The following is a 17,530-nucleotide window of genomic DNA, read 5'->3' on the forward strand; positions in this document are numbered from 1 at the left end:
CGCACTCCTCCCTTAACCTCGATTGCCGAATCTACCCGGTTTCGATGCCAGATACACCCGAACTTGGCCGGTTCAAACCGGATCGCTCGATCGGGAGCCCGGGTTCGCCGCGGCCGGAGGACAGGAACGAAAAAGCCCGCCTCGACACTGCGAAGCGGGCTTTCTTAGAGCGGGAAAGGGTACGGTTCGGATCAGCAGCCGTCGTCGGAGACCGGAGCGGTCTGCCTGTCCGCAGCGGCCTTGTTCATGGCGCCCACCGTGCCGGGCGAGGCGGGCTGCTGGCCACCAGCCAGATTCGCGGCAGCCGGGTCCGTCGACTTCGACTTCGCACCCGCATCGGTCGGGGCCTGCCGATCCGCAGTCTGCGTCGCGCCGGCGTTGTTCATGGCGCCGACCGTGCCGGGCGAGGCGGGCTGCTGGCCGCCGGCCAGATTCTTGCTCGACTTGTCGACATCGGAGCTGTTCGGGTTGGAAGCCTGCTGATCAGGGGTCTTCGATTTTGTGGTTCCAGTGCTGCACGGGGCCGCGAAAGCGGGACCGGCAGCGACGGCCAGAAGCGCAACCGCGCCCGCCAGACGTGAGACCTTCATCAAACGCTCCTCCAAGATTCAACGAACGTCCAAGTGCCTAATCGTCCCATGAGTTCCGTGCCGATTGTCTAAGATCTTCGAAACGGTCGGGTCCGATCGGGACATCTGCGCGTTTGACGTGCCCCGAGCTGGTGAAAACAGACCTTCGTCGCAGGGGGGGCGCGCATGGGTCGCCCCGCCGGGCCTGGGTGCGGCATCGTAACTCGGGCGGTGCCGCCGGAGCGTGATCCGGCGTCGGTTCGGTCGATCAACGGCGTCCGCCGCGCGAGCCGCCCCTACCTCGTTTGGTCGAGTTCAGCGCCCGCATCGGTCGGGCTAGCGTCGGATCGCGAGGGGCCGAGTCCGCGGCTGCGTCGGGCCGTAGAGGTCTCGCGCGTCCGAGATGGCACCGCCTCATCCGGGGACCCGAGATCGAACGATGGCGTTTCCACGCGACTTGGCCACCCTCGAAACCGGACATGCGGCGGGCGTGGCGTGGTCACCGTTCGGCCCGTCCGGCGTCGGTCCTCGCTGGAACGGCGCGGCGCGCGACGAAGGCGCGACCGATGCCATGCCGAAGCTCGGCGTCGCCGCCATCCCGTGGATCGCCCTGTTCGTCTTCGCGCCCGTGATCGGCGAGCAGATCAAGCTGCCGGGTCTCGAAAGGCTGATCTGGGCCTGTGCCGATCTCGCCGCCCTGGTGTTCCTGGTCCTGCGCCGCGACCTTGCCGCGACCCTGTTCGGAAGTCGGTTGCTGCTGCTGACTTGGCCGCTCCTGGCGATCGTGTCGGCTCTGTGGTCCCTGACACCCGGCCTCTCGGCCTATTACGGATTGCAATTGCTCGCGACCATCGTGGCCGGCATTGCGCTGCGCACCACGATGGGTCTGTCGCGCATTATCCGGATTGTCTTCCTGGGTCTTCTGTTCGCTCAGATCCTGTCGGCCATCCTCACGGTCGTGGCCCCGAGCCTCACACGCGGGATGAACGGTGACTGGGCCGGCATCTATTCACATAAGAACGTTCTGGGCTCCATGGCGAGCTTGCAAATCCTGTGCGCAGCCTGCCTGTTCCTCCAGGGTTGGAACCGACTCCTCACCGCTGTGGGGTTCGGCCTCGCGCTGGCGCTTCTCGTGGCAACCCACTCGGCCACGGCGCTGGTGGCGGCGATGGTGGGACTGGCGCCCCTTGCCGCTATCTTCGCGTGGCGGCAGGGCAAGCACGTGACGGGCTTCTGCCTCGGCCTCGTCATCGCACTCGCGGGCATTGGCATTGTCGTGCTCGCCGCGCGAGGCGCAGACATCTCGGCGAGCCTGCTCTCAGACCTCGGCAAGGACAAGACGCTGACGGGCCGTACGATCCTCTGGCAGTTCGGACTCGATCAATTCTGGCGCGAGCCGCTGATCGGTGTCGGATACAGAGCTTACTGGGACAGCCCGCTCACAACGGCCGCATATCTGCATTTCGTGACCAAGCAAAAGCTTTGGTTTTTCCACAACAACTTCATCGACGCCATCGTCGCGTTCGGCATCGTCGGTCTCATCGTCTTTACGGTGACGTTCCTCGATATGGGGCGCCGGGTTATCGCGCACTTCGCGCGCTCGTCCGGATATGTGGAGGCTTGGCCGATCCTGTTCATGAGCCAGCTCTGCGTCCTCATCTGCCTGGAATGCCCGCTCTTCATCAATCACGGTCTGCACCAACTCCTGTTCGCGGCGCTCTTGCCGGTCATGGGGGCAGGGAACGTCGCGGGGCGGACGATTCATGGGCGTGCGGCCTTTCGGGCTTGAGCCGTGTCTGACTGAGGCGGCGGGGCTTGGACGCGGACGCGGCCACGAACTCCGACGGCCCCCCGTCTCGTGAGCCGGCACCACACAGAGGTGAACACGATGTATTGTTTTGGAATTTCCTTGCGTCGTTTTCCGGAACGGCACGCGTACATCTCCCGTCATCTCGCCGCAGCCTGGGGGCCGGATTTCGAGGTTGCCGGGTACGAGGGAGCGGTCCCGGATCCGCGCGTTCCGCCCCCGCCTCATCTGTCGCCTGGGCAGATCGGCTGTGCGATGTCCCACATGGCCGCCTACGAACGCCTGATCGCCCGCGATCTGCCCTATGCGCTCATCGTCGAGGATGACGTCGTCCTGCCGCCGCAGATCCACGGGATCGTGGCTGGCATCGAGGCCGCCCTTCGGCCGGGCGATGTCGTCTTGATGTTCAACTGGCCGAAGAACATCGGGGTTTTCAGTACCGTCGATGCGGTGCGGATTGGCAATCACCGCTTGTGCTTGCCCATGCAGATGAGCGGTCTCGGCTCCACGGCAGCCTATGTGATCACGCGGGAGGCCGCCGAGGGAATCCTGCGCGTCAATCGACCCGTCGTGGTCACGTCAGACAACTGGAACTATTTCTTCGAGAACGGCGCACTCACACGCGGTCGCGTGGTTTCACCGAATGTTGTCGCCTTGAAGCCGTTCGAGTCCACGATTTTCGTGTCCGGCTCGAAGCTCGGCGCATTCTTGAAGAGCAATGCCCTATTCAAACCCCTGCTTGCTGCGCGGCGCAGGGTCCTGACGGAAAAGATGCCCGTCAATATGACCTTCACGAACGAGATTTCACCCTTCGCGTGACATGAGCCGTACCCGAGCCCGGATCGGGTCGAAGGAAAATTCTACGCTGTCTTTACGATTTTAAGACTGGCTGCGCAGGCTGCCCGTCCGTCAAAAATATTTAAACAAATTCGTTTTATGTGCACTAATACTGGATGACCATACGTTTCAATGAGGGTCTGTCCGGGTCTGTCCGGGTCTGTCGCTCCACCTGTCCGCCGTGATGCGCGGCGGAAGCGTCCGCTCGACGTTCGCAGCCGGAGGCCGCCATCCGCCGCGGCGAAGACAAGCATCCTGTCCCGTCGACGGCTTGCGCAGCGGCAGCCCCCCTGATCGCCCGGTGTGGTTCGGCCGAGCGGTTTGCCGGTCACATGGCGACCCGGAAGGCCGCGCGCCCGTTGCGGATGATCGACACCAACGCTCCGACGATACAGGCCAAGATGGCTCCATCGATCACGAGAAGGGTGATGGTCCGATTCCATAACCGGTCGAGACCGAGATTTGTGGTGACGATATCGGGCCGCGCCGGGTCGGCCATCACCACGAGGTCGAAATTGGCGGCCTGCGGGCCGGAGAAGACGTAGTTCACCCGCCGTGTCGTGCTGCCCCGAGGCGTGGATAGCGTCAGTGTCGCATTGCAGATGTGGATGACGAGCTTGGCGTTGCACTTGCCATCTGCCACCCGTGCGCGCGGGACAGGCTGCGCCGTCTCGCGGACCTGCCAGTCCGAAATCAAGACAGGCGCCGTGTAGAGCGCGCTGGCTGCCAGGATGCCGCTGAACAGGACGAAGCCGAACAGCACTCCGAAGATCACGGTCCAGCTGGTGCGCTCCGATGGCAGCCGCAGGGTTTCCTCGGCCTCTGTCTTCGCAGGGGGAGTCATGGCGATCCTCAAGCAGGATGGGTTTCGAGAGGGACGGCGGGGGTCGCGATCGGCGCACGTTCGGCCAGAAGGCGGCGAGCCTGATGGGCCGCTTGATAGCGGGCGATCAGATCGGCGAAATCCTGCGGCTTCATCTTGCGCGGCAGCCCGACCGTGAGGGTCACGATGCGGCGCTTGGGGTCGAGCTTCATCGCGTGCCGGCCTGGTGCCCGCTCCGGCCAGTCGGCGCCGGGCGGCAGCAACAGCCGCATTGCGATCCCGCCGCGGCTCAGCGTCATGTCGAGATCCGCGATGGCCGCCCAGGGTATCACGCGGTCGAGGCCCGGCGCCGTCAGCCCGGTCGGACTCAGGATCAATGTGATCGGCTCCCCCCGCGCCAGCACGAAGGTGCCGGCAACGCAGAAAACAGCGGCAAGGGCCAGCATCACGACCAGAAGTACGCGGGCCTCGTAAGACGACAGGCCGGGAATGCGGACCAGCGCGAGCGGCAGCGCGGCGGCGGCGAAGAAGCCGCCACTCACCGCGAACGCGAGGCCGCGGGCACGGTGGCTGGCGCGCAGCACCCGATCCTCGGGACCGACTTCCGCGGCGGTGGCCTCCAGATGGGCGCGCGCGGCTGCCTCGCGCGCCTGGACTGCGCCAAGGAAGTCCTGCGTTGCGGCCCGGCACAGGCCGGACGGATCGGTGAAATAGGCTGCGAGCTGTTCGCGGGCGCGAGCCGGAGGCGGGGCTCTAGCCGCCGTCAGAAGGTCCGCATCGACCGCCAGGCCGAGGGCCGCGATGCGCTCGCGGGTCGGCGGATGGGTGTCGGTCGGGTGGGCCTGTCCGTCTTCGAGACGCGCTGCCGGGTCGTCGAGGCCGCGCGCCATCGCCCGGTCGAGAGCCGCCGCCACGAGATCGGAGGAAGCCGCGGCCGGCGCAGCGGCAGCGGTCTCCAGAACGGCCACGATGCCCGGACGCACGGCGCCGGAGCGGAGGAGCGCCCGGGCCGAGGCGGCGGACGAGGTCGCAGCCGCGCCGGCTGCATCGGCGGCGAATTCGCGCTTCCGGCTCCAATGGCGCACGGCAAGGTGAAAGCGCTCCATCACGAACAGGCCGAGCCGCACCGACGGTCCGAGCAGGCCGAGACCGCCGCGCTCGCGCTCCAGGAGCGCATCGAGGGAACGCCCGACGCCCGTGTAGATTGGCAGGAAGCGCTGACTGTAGGCGGTGTCGCCGCCGGCATAGTGAGCGAGTTCGTGCCCGATGATCGCCGCCGTCTCGTCCACGCGCATCAGGGCGAGATAGGGAAGCGGTACGTAGAGGATCCGGCCCTCGAGACGCGTGCCGCCCGGTTCGAGTACAGCCGGACCCGCGCTGACGAAGAAGCCCTCGGTGAGGCCGACGACCAGGGCCTCGGGCTTGAGCGCGCCCATCCGATCGGCAATCGCTTCGACGAGGCGCCAGAGACCCGGAGCTTCGGCCGGCGCGATCTGGCGCCCGAGGATCGGCAGAGGCTCGGGCTCGAAGGCAACGAGCGCTTGGCGCAGGCCGATCAGTGCGCCCCCCGCGGCGATGATCGTGCCGCCGGCCGCAGCGGCCGCGAGGCCCAGGAGCTTTGTGCCCCCGCCGGTGAAGCCGCCCTGGATGAGCAAGCCTGCCTCGAAGAGAACGATGGCGACGAAGCCTGCGGTCGCCGCGACGATCTGAGCGGCGAGCACGACGGGGAGCAGCCGCCGCACCAGCGAAAAGCCATGAACCAGCGTCTGGCGGGAGGTGCGTCCGATCTGCCCGAGCACACCGCCGACGACCAGGACGAGCAGGGAGAGCGTTGCCGCGATGCCGCCACCGAGGACCGCCACCGGCGGCAGCGTGCGGCGCCAATCCATCACCGCAGCGAGGGTGCCGGCTTCGTCGCGGGCCTCGCGTGCCTTCACCACGGCGTAGGGGCCGCCATAGAGGTGGCCGTCGTGGCGGAACTGCAGGCGGAAATCGGGGCGCCCGTCCCGGGGAGCGCGGGCCTCCAGATCCGCCACAGCCGCGGCGAGCCGGTCATGCTCGGTCGCGAATTCCCTCCAATCGTCGGTTCCGCGCTGGCCCTGCCAGAGTCCGAGCAGCAGGATTGCGAGGGGCAGCAACACGGTGGCCAGGATGAGGCTCGCAAGGATGCGCATACGCGAGCGCTCTGGCAGGGACGTTTCCTCGGCGATGGCTCGCTCCTGAAGTGTCGTCGGCACGATGGCCGTGCGCCCAGCCAATAGGCTGGCCACGCGGATGATCAGTCAACGTGGAGACCGAGATTGGACCAGATATAACCATGGTGAGAGGCAATAAAGATTGGGCGCAATCGATCTGATATCCGACATGGGTTCGGGATTTCTACCCAATCCATGAATCGCGTCAATAGAATGCTGCCGGGTTCAGTCGGATCTGCCGGCGCGTGTCGGCGAACCTGGCTGCGGGCAAGGCCGTGATGAGCGCCGTCCAATCTCGCGCGTCTCGCGCTCCGGGCTCAGCTCCGGCTGTCGCAGATCCATTCGGCGCGGTCGGCCGGCGCGGTCATCGGAGACATCGGATGCACTCCGAGCGGTCGGTCGGCCTGTCGTTCGGCCGATGTCGCAGGGCGCATGCTGCCGGCTCGTCTGAATCCGACGGGTGGGCGGCGGCGCAGTATATTGAGAGAGATCAATGCTCAGCTGTGGTATTATGATCAAGAATGCCGCGATTGCGAGTTGCGACCCGGCGCGGCTGTTCAAGCGATCTGCGCCGCAGGGCGCTCAGGCCAGCTTCTCGCACGAGACCCGTCTTCTTCCGCCGCGAGGAGAAACCTTGATCATGGCGCCGAGCCGACACAGGCCCCCTCCGGAGTATCTGCCCGCACCCAGCCATTCCGCCGCGGCAGCGCAAGGCGACGTGTCGATCCAGCGCAGCCCAGGGTGAGGCCGGGGCGGGGACGCGCGCGGCGACCGGCGCGTCTGTCCGTGGCGGGTGCGCGCGGGGTGCACGGGTGCGGCGCATGTGCGCCTCATCCCGCAGGCCCGGTTGCAGGAATCGCGGCGCTTCGCGCCGACGGCCTGCACGTCGGTCGTCGAGCAGAAAATTCTCCTGACGCGGGACAGAGCGGCCCGGCTTCGAACGGCTCTCGGCCGGTTCGTCCGAACCGTCGATGGCACGCGTGCAGACGGGTTCGGGATATGCAATCGATGCAGTCTCGACGAATAAAATTCGGTGCCGATCAGCGCGAGAATATTTGGATCGGTTGCATATACAATAATCGGAGGGGCCCGTGACAGGCAAAATTGCATCACCTTCAGCCGATATCGATCAGGCCGTCGTGCAGTCCAAAGCCGCCCGCGTCGGTGCCGACGTCTTGGCCCTGTATCGCCAACTTGCCGCGACGCTTCGACAGAAAGGCCGGTCCGAGGCAGCCGCCATGGCCCACCTCTCTGATCCCACCGCGCGTGCGGCGCACCGGTGCGCCTTTCAGCTCTACGGTACCGCAGCCTCCGAACTCGACGATGTCATCGCGGATCTCCTCGCCAGCCTCGAACGGCCGTTCACGGAGGTCTCGACGGGTCCGATCTTGACCGTTGTGGTTGGTGACGGGACGGGCCCGTAGATCGTGAGCGCAGTGGCGCAGAAATCAGGCCGCTGGCAGAGGCTGCGGTTTGGACACGCGTCAGGTCGGCCAGGGCTTGGGCAGACGCCGCGGACAGGCCGGTCTCAAGCCGCGGGCGCAGAATGGTCTGGGTCTCGATGCTCGTCTCTGCGATCTGCGGGCGCGTTGCACTGGACAGGACATCTTGCAGACGGTGTGGTGTCTCGAGATTTTCAGCGGAAAAGTCCCACTCCCGGTGGGATCTGTTCGTGAATTATCGGCATTCGTCGGTGCGCTTTCAATCGACCTGCATTGAAGAGGCAGCGTCTCAAGCAAACGGCATCCCTGCGCACGACCGCCCCGCCTGATCGCGACCCGTCGCGCGCTGGTTGCGGGCGTGCGGGCGATCACGGTGCGACCGACTTCAATACGAAGGCGGGCGTGGGAAAGCCGGCTCGTGCCAGGGCTCTGAAGGCTCTGCAGACGGGACATGATCGGCGCCGTTGCCGCCAAGGCTTGTGCGACGCTCAAGCGCAACCCCGAGGGGCACTCTCTCGATACAGGGTCGACGGGGCCGCTTCGGTCGCCCCTCTATAGCGGCGCGTCATCGCGGATTATGCCGAACGGCGTTGTGTCCGTGCTCGGCGATCGGGCTCAGCCGCTTCGGTACGATGGCCGGCTCTTGTTGTGCCGGTCCTGTGCGCGCCCGGCATCTGACGATGTTCGATGTGCGGCCAAGTCCGTGTCGGTACGGATCATCGCCCCGGGCGGTGCCCATTCTCCGCAGGGCTCAGGCGCAGACGTCGTGGAAAAGATAGAAGCCGAGGCGGCTATTCGCCTCCTGGGCCGCTTTGGACTGGAAACTGACCGGCCCATCCGACTTGCTGCGGACCGTGTAGCCGAATGCCCAGCTCTCCGCGTCGAGGAAGCTCGGAACCGGACGGTCCTCGCGCACGGCGCAGCACAGGCCTGGCTTATGCTTGCGGCAAAACACGTTGTAGGCGTCGCGCAGTTGCTCTCGCATCGGCAGGGCCCTCCCTCAGGATTGCCCTTTTGGCGGAACACCGGCGTCCCAGTCTTTGATCCAGCGCAACGATCGAACTTTCGCCTCCCGGGCCGCCGAGAGGATCCGCCGGATCCGCGTGCTTCGGCTCATGGGCCTCCCATACGGGCTACGCTTCCCTGTCGTCCGAAGTCGCGCCCTGCTTTCGCCGGACCGAAAATCGACTGCACGCGCTCGGTCGAGCGGGCCGCGCCGATGGGCATCGAGAACTGATCCATCCCCGTCTCACAACGGTGGAATGGCCCGAATGGTGTCGCGCGTACCCCGCATGGTCAGCACAGGGCCGACTTGGCTGAGAGTGGACACAGGAATGCCGATCTCTCCGCCTCCCAACAAGCGCCGGCGGGCGACGATCGCCAGGAGCGTGGTCCCGTCCTGCCCGACCCTGACTTCGCGGACGCGCCCGACGCGCACACCCTGATCGGCATAGAGATGCCGCCCGCGCAGCGTGGGCATCAGAGACGCGGCGTTTTCCTGGATCACGGAATTTCCGCGGTCCATAAGCGGCGAGCGAAGCTCCTGGGCGGTTGCCGTGCGCGCAAGCGCGATCAGAGCCAGCAGGCATATCCGGCCGGTATGATGTCGCGACATCTGACGCGCCTTCCTGGCTACGGGCAGATAGCGTTCCGACGCAGGCCCGGTGAGGCATCCGGATCGATCCGGGCTGCCCTCCCGCCATCTCGGCGGGGGCTGACCTCAGAGTGTCCGTCCTCCCGCCGTCGAAAACGCGGTCGATCCGAATTTTTCCGCACCGCGCTCGAAGCGGCACATTGCCAAATGAAACGATTCAAGCGGAGCCGGAATATCGATCGCGACTGGCTTATGAGGCTGATGAAAGAAACTTATTATCGTGTTTCACGCGAAATTTTTTAAGTCCAGCTCCTGCGCTGTCATTTCCAAATTGCGAAACAATTTTTCTCGCGCCTTGACCTAAATCAAATCATGTCCCCGATAAATACGCTTTCCGGAATGTCAAAACCGTAATCCGACAACGGTCACCGCCGCAAGACAACGGCGGCTCCATCGGTTTTGTTGATGTACCAGACCATCGCGGTCCTGTTCGCATTCGTCTTCGCCTACAGCCTCGTGGCGGTCCCGCTGGAGCGCAGTCCACTGGCCGGCGCCGTGATCTTCGCCGCCTTCGGCTTCGCTGCAGGGCCGGCCGGGTTGCGCATCATCACGGTGAACGCCGAGGCCCATCTTCTTCAACGGTTGGCCGAGTTCACGCTGGCCCTCGTACTGTTCACGGATGCCGCCAAAGCCGACCTCGGCGTGCTGCGACGCTCATACGCGATCCCCGGACGTCTCCTGCTCATCGGATTGCCGCTTACAATCCTGTTCGGCTTCCTGGTCGGTACCATTCTATTCCCGGAATTGGGCTTCCTCGAATGCGCCCTTCTCGCGACGATCCTGGCGCCGACGGATGCGGCCTTCGGAAAGGCAGTGGTCACGAATCCGGACCTCCCGGGCCCAGTGCGCGAAGGGCTGAATGTGGAGAGCGGCCTGAATGACGGCATCTGCGTCCCGGTCCTTCTGATCTTCCTGACGCTCGCCGCGGGATCCGATCCGGGGCGGCCCCCGCTGGATCTTGCGGTCCACCATTTCGGCACGGAGATCGGTGTCGGCCTCGTCGTAGGCGGCGGGTTGGCCGTTCTGGGCGTCGGGGCCCTGCGCTATGCCGGCAATCGCGGCTGGATCGGCTCGGCTTGGCGGCAACTCCCCGCGGTGGCGCTCGCGCTTACGGCGTTCGCGGCCGCGCAGGCTCTGGGCGGCAGCGGCTTCATTGCATCCTTCGTCGGCGGCCTCGTCGCCGGTGGCATGGCGCGGCACCGCGTGGTCAAGCACGAGCTGCTCTGCGCGGCCGAGGGGGCCGGCGACGTCCTGGCCCTGTCGACCTGGGTGCTCTTCGGGGCCGTCGTGATCGCGCAGGTCCCGCAGCGGCTGACCTGGGCGGTCATCGTCTACGCGGTCTTGAGCCTCACCGTGATCCGCATGCTTCCGGTCTGGCTGGCTCTGACGGGCACGGGCCTGAAGACGGACGGCAAGCTGTTCGTCGGCTGGTTCGGTCCGAGAGGGCTCGCCAGCGTGGTCTTCGCCGTCATCGTGCTCGCGGCCGATCTTCCGGGACGTCAGGTCCTGACGACGACGGTCGCGGCCACCATCATCCTCAGCATCCTCGCGCACGGCTTGACCGCGAACGCGCTCTCCGCAGCCTTCGCGCGCCGCGCCGCGCCGCGCCGCGCCGCGCCGCGCCGCGCCGCGCCGCGCCGCGCCGCGCCGCCGATCCGGCGCAAGCCGGCAAGGCTCCTTCGGCCGGTCCTGAGACGGCCCCTGAACGGAGCGTCGCGCGCCGACAGGGGCCACATGCTGTCTCGGCCGATCAAGCGGGCGACCGGTGACGCCATACACTGCGGTGCGCTTCGGAGAGCGAGGGCGCCTGATCCTTGATCTCGCTCAAGGGGGCGCTGGCGAAGCGGCGTACTGTCTCTCCCGCCAGGAGAATTCACGATGCCGACTTTGGCTCCCGCACGGCCATCGTCTGACACGCGCCGCCACGAGAAGGACGATCGGCTGATCACGGCCGCGCAGGCGCTGCCGGAGCTTCGGGTGGCGGTCGCCCATCCCTGCGCCGTGGCCTCCCTGTTCGTCGCCGGGCAGCGGGCGGCGCGTCTGATGCCCAAGGTCTAGCCGATGACCCCGGTCCTGCTCGTCCTGAATGCGGGCTCGTCGAGCCTCAAGTTCCAAGTCTTCACCCTCGGCGATGGCGAAGAGCCGCAGCGTATCTTCCGGGGCCTGTTCGAGGGGCTCCGTGAAGCGCCCCATCTGCGGATCCGTGATCGGACCGGCACGACGGTGGCCGACGAGGACTTCGGCAGCGACGGGGCGTTCGGCCACGAGGACGCGCTCCTGCGCGTGGCCGCCTGGATGCGCGCGCACAGTGGCGGCTTCGATCTGGTCGCCGTCGGGCACCGGATCGTCCATGGCGGGATGACCTATTGCGAGCCCGTGCGCGTGACTGCGGAGGTCCTGGAGGCCCTGGAGCGCCTCGTGCCGCTGGCTCCCCTCCACCAGCCGCACAATCTCGAGCCGATCCGCATCTTTCGGCGGCGCTTTCCCGATCTGCCCCAGGTCGCCTGCTTCGACACGGCCTTCCATGCCGGTCAACCGGAGATCGCCCGGCTTTTCGCCCTGCCGAACGCGATGATCGAGGGCGGCGTGCGCCGCTACGGCTTCCACGGCCTGTCCTACGCCTACATTGCCTCCGTGCTGGCGGAGTATGATCCCGCCCTGGCGGCTGGACGCGTGGTCGTGGCCCATCTCGGCAACGGCGCCAGCCTGTGTGCGCTGAACCGCGGCGCCAGCGTCGCCACCACGATGGGCTTCTCCGCCCTCGACGGGCTGCCCATGGGGACGCGCTGCGGCAGCCTCGATGCCGGCATCGTGTTCTACATGCTCCGCGAGATGAAGCTCGGCCCGGCCGAGGCGGAGCGCATGCTCTACACGCAGTCGGGCCTGCTCGGCGTGTCGGGGATCTCGAACGACATGCGCACGCTGCGCCGCGTCGCGGCGCGCGAGCCCGATGCCCGCCGAGCCATCGACCTGTTCGTCTACCGGATCGGTCGTGAACTCGGCTCCCTCGTCGCCGCACTGGGCGGCATCGACGCCCTCATCTTCACGGCCGGCATCGGCGAGAACGACGCCGCCACCCGTGCGGAGGTCCTGCGGGGTGCCGCATGGGCGGGATTCGAACTTGACGACGCGGCCAACGCCTCCGGCGGCCCCCGCGTGACCCGAGGTCCCGGGCCGACCGCCTGGGTCATTCCGACGGACGAGGAACTGATGATCGCGCGCGGCACGCGCGCCGTGTTGTCTCGGCCCAGGAGCAGCCGGCCGCAGCCGGCGCTTTGAACAACGGGAGCTTGCCATGGACGCCGTGAGAACCAGGTCGCCGGCCGATCTCGAACTCGCCGACGAGACCTTCATGTCGGCCGCCGAACTCGGTGCCTACACGGCCAAGTTGAAGGCCGCCAAAGCCATGAAGGCGCTGAAGGCCGAGGACCAAGCGAGCCAGGCGCGGGCCGAGCTGATCAAGACTCTGTCCAAGACCATCGAGCTCACGCCCGAGAAGGTCCAGGAGATCACGCGGCCTCTCCTGCACAAGCTCCGGGTCGCGGCCGAGCAGGGCAAGAACGAGTTGCTGGTCATGCGTTTCCCGAACGCGATGTGCACCGACAGCGGGCGAGCCATCAACAATGCCGAGGCGGACTGGCCCGACACCCTGACCGGGCGGCCCCGGCAGGCATACGAGTTCTGGCGCGAGCGACTGCGCCCCCTCGGCTATGGCTTGTCGGCGATGATCGTCGACTGGCCCGACGGCATGCCGGGCGATGTTGGTTTCTTCCTGACCTGGGAAAAACTTCACGTGTGATTCAGGACGCCCCGGGATGGCGATCATGACCGAGCAGCGGACACAGACCGCCACCTCAGCGGGTGAACGACCTGCGCTCCCGGATCTTTTCGCGTTGCTGAGCGCTGGCCGAGGTCACGGCGAAGCGGGTGACGATCCTGGCCGCGCGGGTTCTCTCCGTCGAGGAGCTGAACGGCGACCAGATCGACGCGGAGATCCTGAAGCTCCAGACGCAGCGGGATGCGACGCGTGACGAGGCGATGCGGGCCCGTTTCGATGTCTCGATCGCCCGGCTCGAAGAGTTCAAGGCCGCGCCCGGCTTTGAAGGGTCGATGTCCGGGCGCGCGGCTTCACCTCAGTGCAGTTCCGGAACGAAATGCCCCTTGGTGAGAGTGTCATCGTAGGCCTTGTCCTTGAGGCGCTTCGGCAAGATCACGGCCTCGCGCTTCACTTCCTTGTAGGGGATCAGGCTCAGCAGATGGGCGATGCAGTTGAGACGGGCGCGCCGCTTCTCATCTGAGCGGACGATATGCCAGGGCGCCTCATCGATATCGGTCGCCGCCAACATCTCGTCCCGGGCGATCGAGTAGTCGTACCAGCGACTGTAGGACTCGAGGTCCATGGGACTGAGCTTCCACTGCCGGAGAGGGGCATCGATCCGGGCCAGGAAGCGGCGCTTCTGCTCCTTCCGGCCGACTTCGAGCCAGAACTTGATCAGCTGCGTTCCGCCGCCCACGATGAAGCGCTCGATCCGCGGGCACAGATCGAGGAAGCGGCGATATTCAGCGTCGCTGCAGAACCCCATGACGCGCTCGACGCCCGCGCGGTTGTACCAGCTCCGGTCGAAGATCACGATCTCGCCGGCCGCCGGGAAGTGCTCGATGTAGCGCTGAATGAACATCTGGGTCTTCTGCCGGTCGGAGGGGGCCGGCAGCGCGGCCACGCGAAACACCCGCGGGCTCACCCGCTCGGTGAGCGCCTTGATCGTGCCGCCCTTGCCGGCAGCGTCACGTCCCTCGAAGACCACGACGATGCGCGCGCCGGATCTCCGGACCCAGTCCTGCAGATGGCAGAGCTGCACCTGCAGCGCGCGGAGTTCCCGCTCGTACGCCTTGCGCTTGAGCTTGGGCTGCGCCAGCCCCTCGTCGGTGGCTTCGTCGTCGGTCTCGGGCTCCTGTGCCCGTGTCGCATCGTCCATCACCGCCCAGCCTCCTCATCCTGCCCGGCTCGACCGCGCACGGTCACTCGGCCGGCATGTGCTCCTGCGTTCCGGCCGGCTCCGCCGCCGCGTCGTGCCGCGTCCCGTTCCCGCCCAGAAGGCCCCAGGCCCGCTCACGCAGGCTCTGGAACAGCACGTAGAGGGGCGGGATCACGAAGATCCCGATGAAGGACGCGGCGATCATTCCGCCGAAGACGGGCGTCCCCACGTTGCGCCGCGCGAGTTGCGAGGCGCCGGCGGCGATGACCAGCGGAAACAGGCCGAGGATGAAGGCGAAGGAGGTCATCATCACGGGCCGGAAACGCAGGCGCGCGCCCTCGGTCGCCGCCTCGTGGAGCGGCACGCCCCGATCGCGCTGCTCCTTGGCGAACTCGACGATCAGGATGCCGTTCTTGGCTGCGAGTCCGATCAGCACCACCATGCCGATCTGCGCGTAGAGGTCGAGGGTGAGCCCGCCCCACACCATCGCCGCGTAGGCGCCCAGGATCCCGACGGTGACCGACAGCAGCACCGGGACGGGGATCGTCCAGCTCTCGTAGAGGCCGACCAGGAACAGGAATGCGAACAGGACGGCGAAGCCGAGGATGATCGCGGTCTTGCCCTCGGCCCGCTTCTCCTGGAACGCCGTGTCGGTCCACTCGCCCGCGAACCCCGCCGGCAAGGTGCGGCCCGCGACCGCCTCCATGGCGGCGAGCGCTTGGCCCGACGAGATGCCCGGCGCCGGAGAGCCCTGCACGGTGACCGCCCGCAGGTTGTTGTAGCGGATCAGCGCCGGCGGTCCGACCACGATCCGCGCTTCCGCGAGGGAGCGCAGCGGCACCATCTCGCCGTCCTTGTTGCGCACGTTGATGCGGTAGATGTCGTCGATCCGCGTGCGATCGGCGGCCTCGGCCTGGACCTGCACCTGCCACGTGCGGCCGAACAGGTTGATGTCGTTGACGTAATAGCCGCCCAGCGAGGCCTGCAGCGCCTGGAACACGTTCTCCAGCGGCACCCCGAGGATCTGCACCTTGTTGCGGTCGATGTTGAGAAACACCGAGGGGTTCGTGGCCGAGAACGTGCTGAAGACGCGGTTGAGCTTCGGCTCGTCGTTCGCCGCCACGATCAGCCCGCGCACGACCTGGGCGAGGTCCTTCGGATCGCCGCCGCGCAGGTCCTCCAGGACGTAGGCGAAGCCGCCGCCGGTGCCGAGGCCGATGACGGGAGGCGGCGCCAGGGGCACCACGGTCCCGCCCGGGATGTCTCGGAACTGACGGCCGAGCCGGGCGATCACGGCCGCCGCCCCGTCCGCGGCTCCGGTGCGTTCCTCGAACGGCTTGAGGGTCACGACCAGGAAGGCCGCGTTGCCCTGCGAATAGTTGTCGATGAAGTTGAGGCCGATCACCGATGTCGTGTCGGCGACCACGTGCTCCTGCCGCAGGATCGCCTCGGCATGCGCCACCACCTCGGCGGTGCGTCCCACCGCGGCGCCCTCGGGCAGCTGCACCACGACGAAGAAGGCGCCTTGATCGTCCTCGGGCAGAAAGCCGGTGGGCGTCATCTTGGCCAGCTGCAGCGCGCCGTAGGCGGCCGCGCCGGCGAGTACGAGCCCGATCACCGAGAAGCGCACGATCCGCGCCACCACGGCACCGTAGCCGTCGCGCACCCGGTCGATCGCCCGCATGACGACGCCCATGATCCCGCGGCGGGGACCCTGATGCGGCCGCAGAAGCACGCCGCACAAAGCCGGCGACAGGGTCAGCGCGTTGACGGCCGAGATCAGCATCGCGACCGCGACGGCGACCGCGAATTGTCGGAAGAGCTCGCCGGAGATGCCGGGGACGAAGGCGACCGGCACGAAGACCGAGAGCAGCACCAGGGTGATGGCGATGATCGGCGCCGTGATCTCGGCCATCGCCCGCTTGGTGGCCTCCCGCGGGGAGAGATCGGGATGCTCCTCCATCACGCGCTCGACGTTCTCGACGACCACGATGGCGTCGTCGACGACGATGCCGATGGCCAGCACCAGGGCGAGGAGCGAGACGGAGTTCGCCGAGTAGCCCACCGCCTTCAGGGCGATGAAGGTCCCGATCAGGCTCACCGGCACGGCGAGCGTCGGGATGAGCGTCGCGCGCAGGCTGCCGAGGAACAGGAACACCACCACGACGACGAGCACGAAGGCTTCGATCAGGGTCTTGCGGACCTCGCGCACCGTCTCGGTGATGAAGGTGGTCGGGTCGTAGGTGACCTTCCAGGCGAGCCCCTCGGGGAAGGACTTGGCCAGCGCGCCGACCCGGGCCTGGACTTCCTTCAGGGTCGCGAGGGCGTTCGCGCCGGGGGACTGGTAGATCGCCACCACCGTGGCGGGGCTCCCGTTCAGCCGTGTCTCGCGGTCGAGATTGGCGGCGCCGAGCTCGATGCGGGCGACGTCCCCGAGCCGCAGCACGGACCCGTCCGGATTCGTGCGCAGGATGACGTTGCGGAACTGCTCCGCGGAGTTCAGGCGCCCCTGCGTCTGGATGCTGAGCTGGAGCTGCTGCTCGTCCGAAATCGGGCGTGCGCCGATCCGGCCCACGGGAGCCTGCACGTTCTGCGTGCGGATCGCTGCGATGACATCGCCCGTGGTCAGGTTGAGACCGGTGAGCTGGTCGGTCCGCACCCAGGCCCGCATCGCATAATCCTGCGGCCCCCACAGGGTCGCGTCGCCGACGCCGGGCGTGCTCTTGATGCGGTCGAGCAGGTTGATCGTCACGTAATTCGAGATGAAGAGCGGGTCCTGCATAGCTTGGGGCGAGTAGACCGCCAGCACGCCCAGCAGCGCGGAAGATTTCTTCTTGACCGTGACGCCCTGCTTGCGGACGTCCTCGGGCAACTTGGCCAAGGCGATCTGAACCCGGTTGTTGACGTTGACGGCGTTGATGTCCGGATCGGTGCCGAGTTCAAAGGACCCGGTGAGCGTGTAGCTGCCGTCGTTGCCGCTGACGCTCTTCATGTAGATCATCTTGTCGACGCCCACGACCTGAGACTCGATGGGCTGTGCGACGGTCGATTCCACCACCTCGGCGGAGGCACCGGGATAGGTCGTCGTCACCGAGACCTGGGGCGGCACGATGTCGGGGTATTGCGCCACCGGGATGGTGAACAGCGCCAGCGCTCCGGCGATCGACGTGACGATCGCGATCACCACCGAGAGGCGCGGCCGGTCGACGAAGATCGCCGAGACCATG

Annotated in this window: 15 protein-coding genes; 8 read left to right on the plus strand and 7 right to left on the minus strand. The window is 66.9% G+C overall.

The window, feature by feature from the left end:
* Positions 1-191: 191 nt before the first annotated feature.
* A complete protein-coding gene (locus tag A3862_RS15170; protein ID WP_043351879.1) occupies positions 192-590 on the minus strand; it encodes a hypothetical protein in 399 nt (132 codons plus the stop codon).
* 418 nt (positions 591-1,008) lie between these two features.
* On the opposite strand from A3862_RS15170, the gene A3862_RS15175 reads away from it, so the two are divergent.
* Complete coding sequence (locus tag A3862_RS15175) at positions 1,009-2,358, plus strand: O-antigen ligase family protein (protein WP_236961266.1); 1,350 nt, start codon at positions 1,009-1,011, stop codon at positions 2,356-2,358.
* Between the two features lie 282 nt (positions 2,359-2,640).
* Positions 2,641-3,195: a glycosyl transferase gene (locus A3862_RS15180; RefSeq protein ID WP_236961268.1), complete on the plus strand. Its 555-nt coding sequence runs from the start codon at positions 2,641-2,643 to the stop codon at positions 3,193-3,195.
* 346 nt (positions 3,196-3,541) lie between these two features.
* Here the strand turns inward: A3862_RS15180 and A3862_RS15185 are convergent, their stop codons facing one another.
* Positions 3,542-4,069 carry a hypothetical protein gene (locus A3862_RS15185; protein ID WP_236952967.1) on the minus strand — a complete coding sequence of 176 codons (528 nt, stop codon included), beginning with the start codon at positions 4,067-4,069 and terminating at the stop codon, positions 3,542-3,544.
* Positions 4,066-6,210 carry a M48 family metallopeptidase gene (locus tag A3862_RS15190; RefSeq protein ID WP_236961276.1) on the minus strand — a complete coding sequence of 715 codons (2,145 nt, stop codon included), beginning with the start codon at positions 6,208-6,210 and terminating at the stop codon, positions 4,066-4,068. Before A3862_RS15190 ends, A3862_RS15185 begins: the two co-directional genes overlap by 4 nt.
* Before the next feature lie 1,112 nt (positions 6,211-7,322).
* Between A3862_RS15190 and A3862_RS15195 the strand changes: the two genes are divergently transcribed.
* Positions 7,323-7,655, plus strand: a complete 333-nt coding sequence (locus A3862_RS15195; RefSeq protein ID WP_124262975.1) for a hypothetical protein — start codon at positions 7,323-7,325, stop codon at positions 7,653-7,655.
* A 769-nt stretch (positions 7,656-8,424) separates the two neighbouring features.
* On the opposite strand, the gene A3862_RS15200 is transcribed toward A3862_RS15195, so the two are convergent.
* Together A3862_RS15200 and A3862_RS15205 are read right to left on the minus strand one after the other, a co-directional pair.
* Positions 8,425-8,658: a hypothetical protein gene (locus A3862_RS15200; protein WP_043385796.1), complete on the minus strand. Its 234-nt coding sequence runs from the start codon at positions 8,656-8,658 to the stop codon at positions 8,425-8,427.
* 264 nt (positions 8,659-8,922) lie between these two features.
* Complete coding sequence (locus tag A3862_RS15205; RefSeq protein WP_043758683.1) at positions 8,923-9,288, minus strand: hypothetical protein; 366 nt, start codon at positions 9,286-9,288, stop codon at positions 8,923-8,925.
* A 444-nt stretch (positions 9,289-9,732) separates the two neighbouring features.
* Here A3862_RS15205 and A3862_RS15210 point away from each other — a divergent pair, with 444 nt between their 5' ends.
* The 5 genes from A3862_RS15210 (at position 9,733) to A3862_RS31825 (ending at position 13,509) form a co-directional block, all read left to right on the plus strand.
* Positions 9,733-11,145: a cation:proton antiporter domain-containing protein gene (locus A3862_RS15210; RefSeq protein ID WP_111473697.1), complete on the plus strand. Its 1,413-nt coding sequence runs from the start codon at positions 9,733-9,735 to the stop codon at positions 11,143-11,145.
* A 60-nt stretch (positions 11,146-11,205) separates the two neighbouring features.
* Complete coding sequence (locus A3862_RS15215) at positions 11,206-11,385, plus strand: hypothetical protein (protein ID WP_075380662.1); 180 nt, start codon at positions 11,206-11,208, stop codon at positions 11,383-11,385.
* A gap of 3 nt (positions 11,386-11,388) precedes the next feature.
* A complete protein-coding gene (locus A3862_RS15220; protein WP_111473698.1) occupies positions 11,389-12,606 on the plus strand; it encodes an acetate/propionate family kinase in 1,218 nt (405 codons plus the stop codon).
* A gap of 16 nt (positions 12,607-12,622) precedes the next feature.
* Positions 12,623-13,126: a hypothetical protein gene (locus tag A3862_RS15225; RefSeq protein ID WP_075380660.1), complete on the plus strand. Its 504-nt coding sequence runs from the start codon at positions 12,623-12,625 to the stop codon at positions 13,124-13,126.
* A 128-nt stretch (positions 13,127-13,254) separates the two neighbouring features.
* Complete coding sequence (locus tag A3862_RS31825) at positions 13,255-13,509, plus strand: hypothetical protein (RefSeq protein WP_205782285.1); 255 nt, start codon at positions 13,255-13,257, stop codon at positions 13,507-13,509.
* On the opposite strand, the gene ppk2 is transcribed toward A3862_RS31825, so the two are convergent.
* Entirely contained in the window at positions 13,461-14,303 is an 843-nt protein-coding gene (gene ppk2 / locus A3862_RS15235; protein WP_111473699.1) for a polyphosphate kinase 2, read from the minus strand. The two genes, A3862_RS31825 and ppk2, sit on opposite strands and share 49 nt — an antisense overlap.
* A 43-nt stretch (positions 14,304-14,346) precedes the next feature.
* Positions 14,347-17,529: an efflux RND transporter permease subunit gene (locus A3862_RS15240; protein ID WP_111473700.1), complete on the minus strand. Its 3,183-nt coding sequence runs from the start codon at positions 17,527-17,529 to the stop codon at positions 14,347-14,349.
* Position 17,530: the final 1 nt, after the last annotated feature.

It is taken from the genome of Methylobacterium sp. XJLW (assembly GCF_003254375.1).
In the GTDB taxonomy this organism is placed as follows: Bacteria; Pseudomonadota; Alphaproteobacteria; order Rhizobiales; family Beijerinckiaceae; genus Methylobacterium; species Methylobacterium fujisawaense.

Excerpts from the sequence above, each read along its gene's own strand:
- A3862_RS15170 (WP_043351879.1), bottom strand. The coding sequence starts at position 590 with ATGAAGGTCTCACGTCTGGCGGGCGCGGTTGCGCTTCTGGCCGTCGCT.
- A3862_RS15175 (WP_236961266.1), top strand. The coding sequence starts at position 1,009 with ATGGCGTTTCCACGCGACTTGGCCACCCTCGAAACCGGACATGCGGCG.
- A3862_RS15180 (WP_236961268.1), top strand. The coding sequence starts at position 2,641 with ATGGCCGCCTACGAACGCCTGATCGCCCGCGATCTGCCCTATGCGCTC.
- A3862_RS15190 (WP_236961276.1), bottom strand. The coding sequence starts at position 6,210 with ATGCGCATCCTTGCGAGCCTCATCCTGGCCACCGTGTTGCTGCCCCTC.
- A3862_RS15200 (WP_043385796.1), bottom strand. The coding sequence starts at position 8,658 with ATGCGAGAGCAACTGCGCGACGCCTACAACGTGTTTTGCCGCAAGCAT.
- A3862_RS15205 (WP_043758683.1), bottom strand. The coding sequence starts at position 9,288 with ATGTCGCGACATCATACCGGCCGGATATGCCTGCTGGCTCTGATCGCG.
- A3862_RS15210 (WP_111473697.1), top strand. The coding sequence starts at position 9,733 with ATGTACCAGACCATCGCGGTCCTGTTCGCATTCGTCTTCGCCTACAGC.
- A3862_RS15215 (WP_075380662.1), top strand. The coding sequence starts at position 11,206 with ATGCCGACTTTGGCTCCCGCACGGCCATCGTCTGACACGCGCCGCCAC.
- A3862_RS15220 (WP_111473698.1), top strand. The coding sequence starts at position 11,389 with ATGACCCCGGTCCTGCTCGTCCTGAATGCGGGCTCGTCGAGCCTCAAG.
- A3862_RS15225 (WP_075380660.1), top strand. The coding sequence starts at position 12,623 with ATGGACGCCGTGAGAACCAGGTCGCCGGCCGATCTCGAACTCGCCGAC.
- ppk2 (WP_111473699.1), bottom strand. The coding sequence starts at position 14,303 with ATGGACGATGCGACACGGGCACAGGAGCCCGAGACCGACGACGAAGCC.
- A3862_RS15240 (WP_111473700.1), bottom strand. The coding sequence starts at position 17,529 with ATGGTCTCGGCGATCTTCGTCGACCGGCCGCGCCTCTCGGTGGTGATC.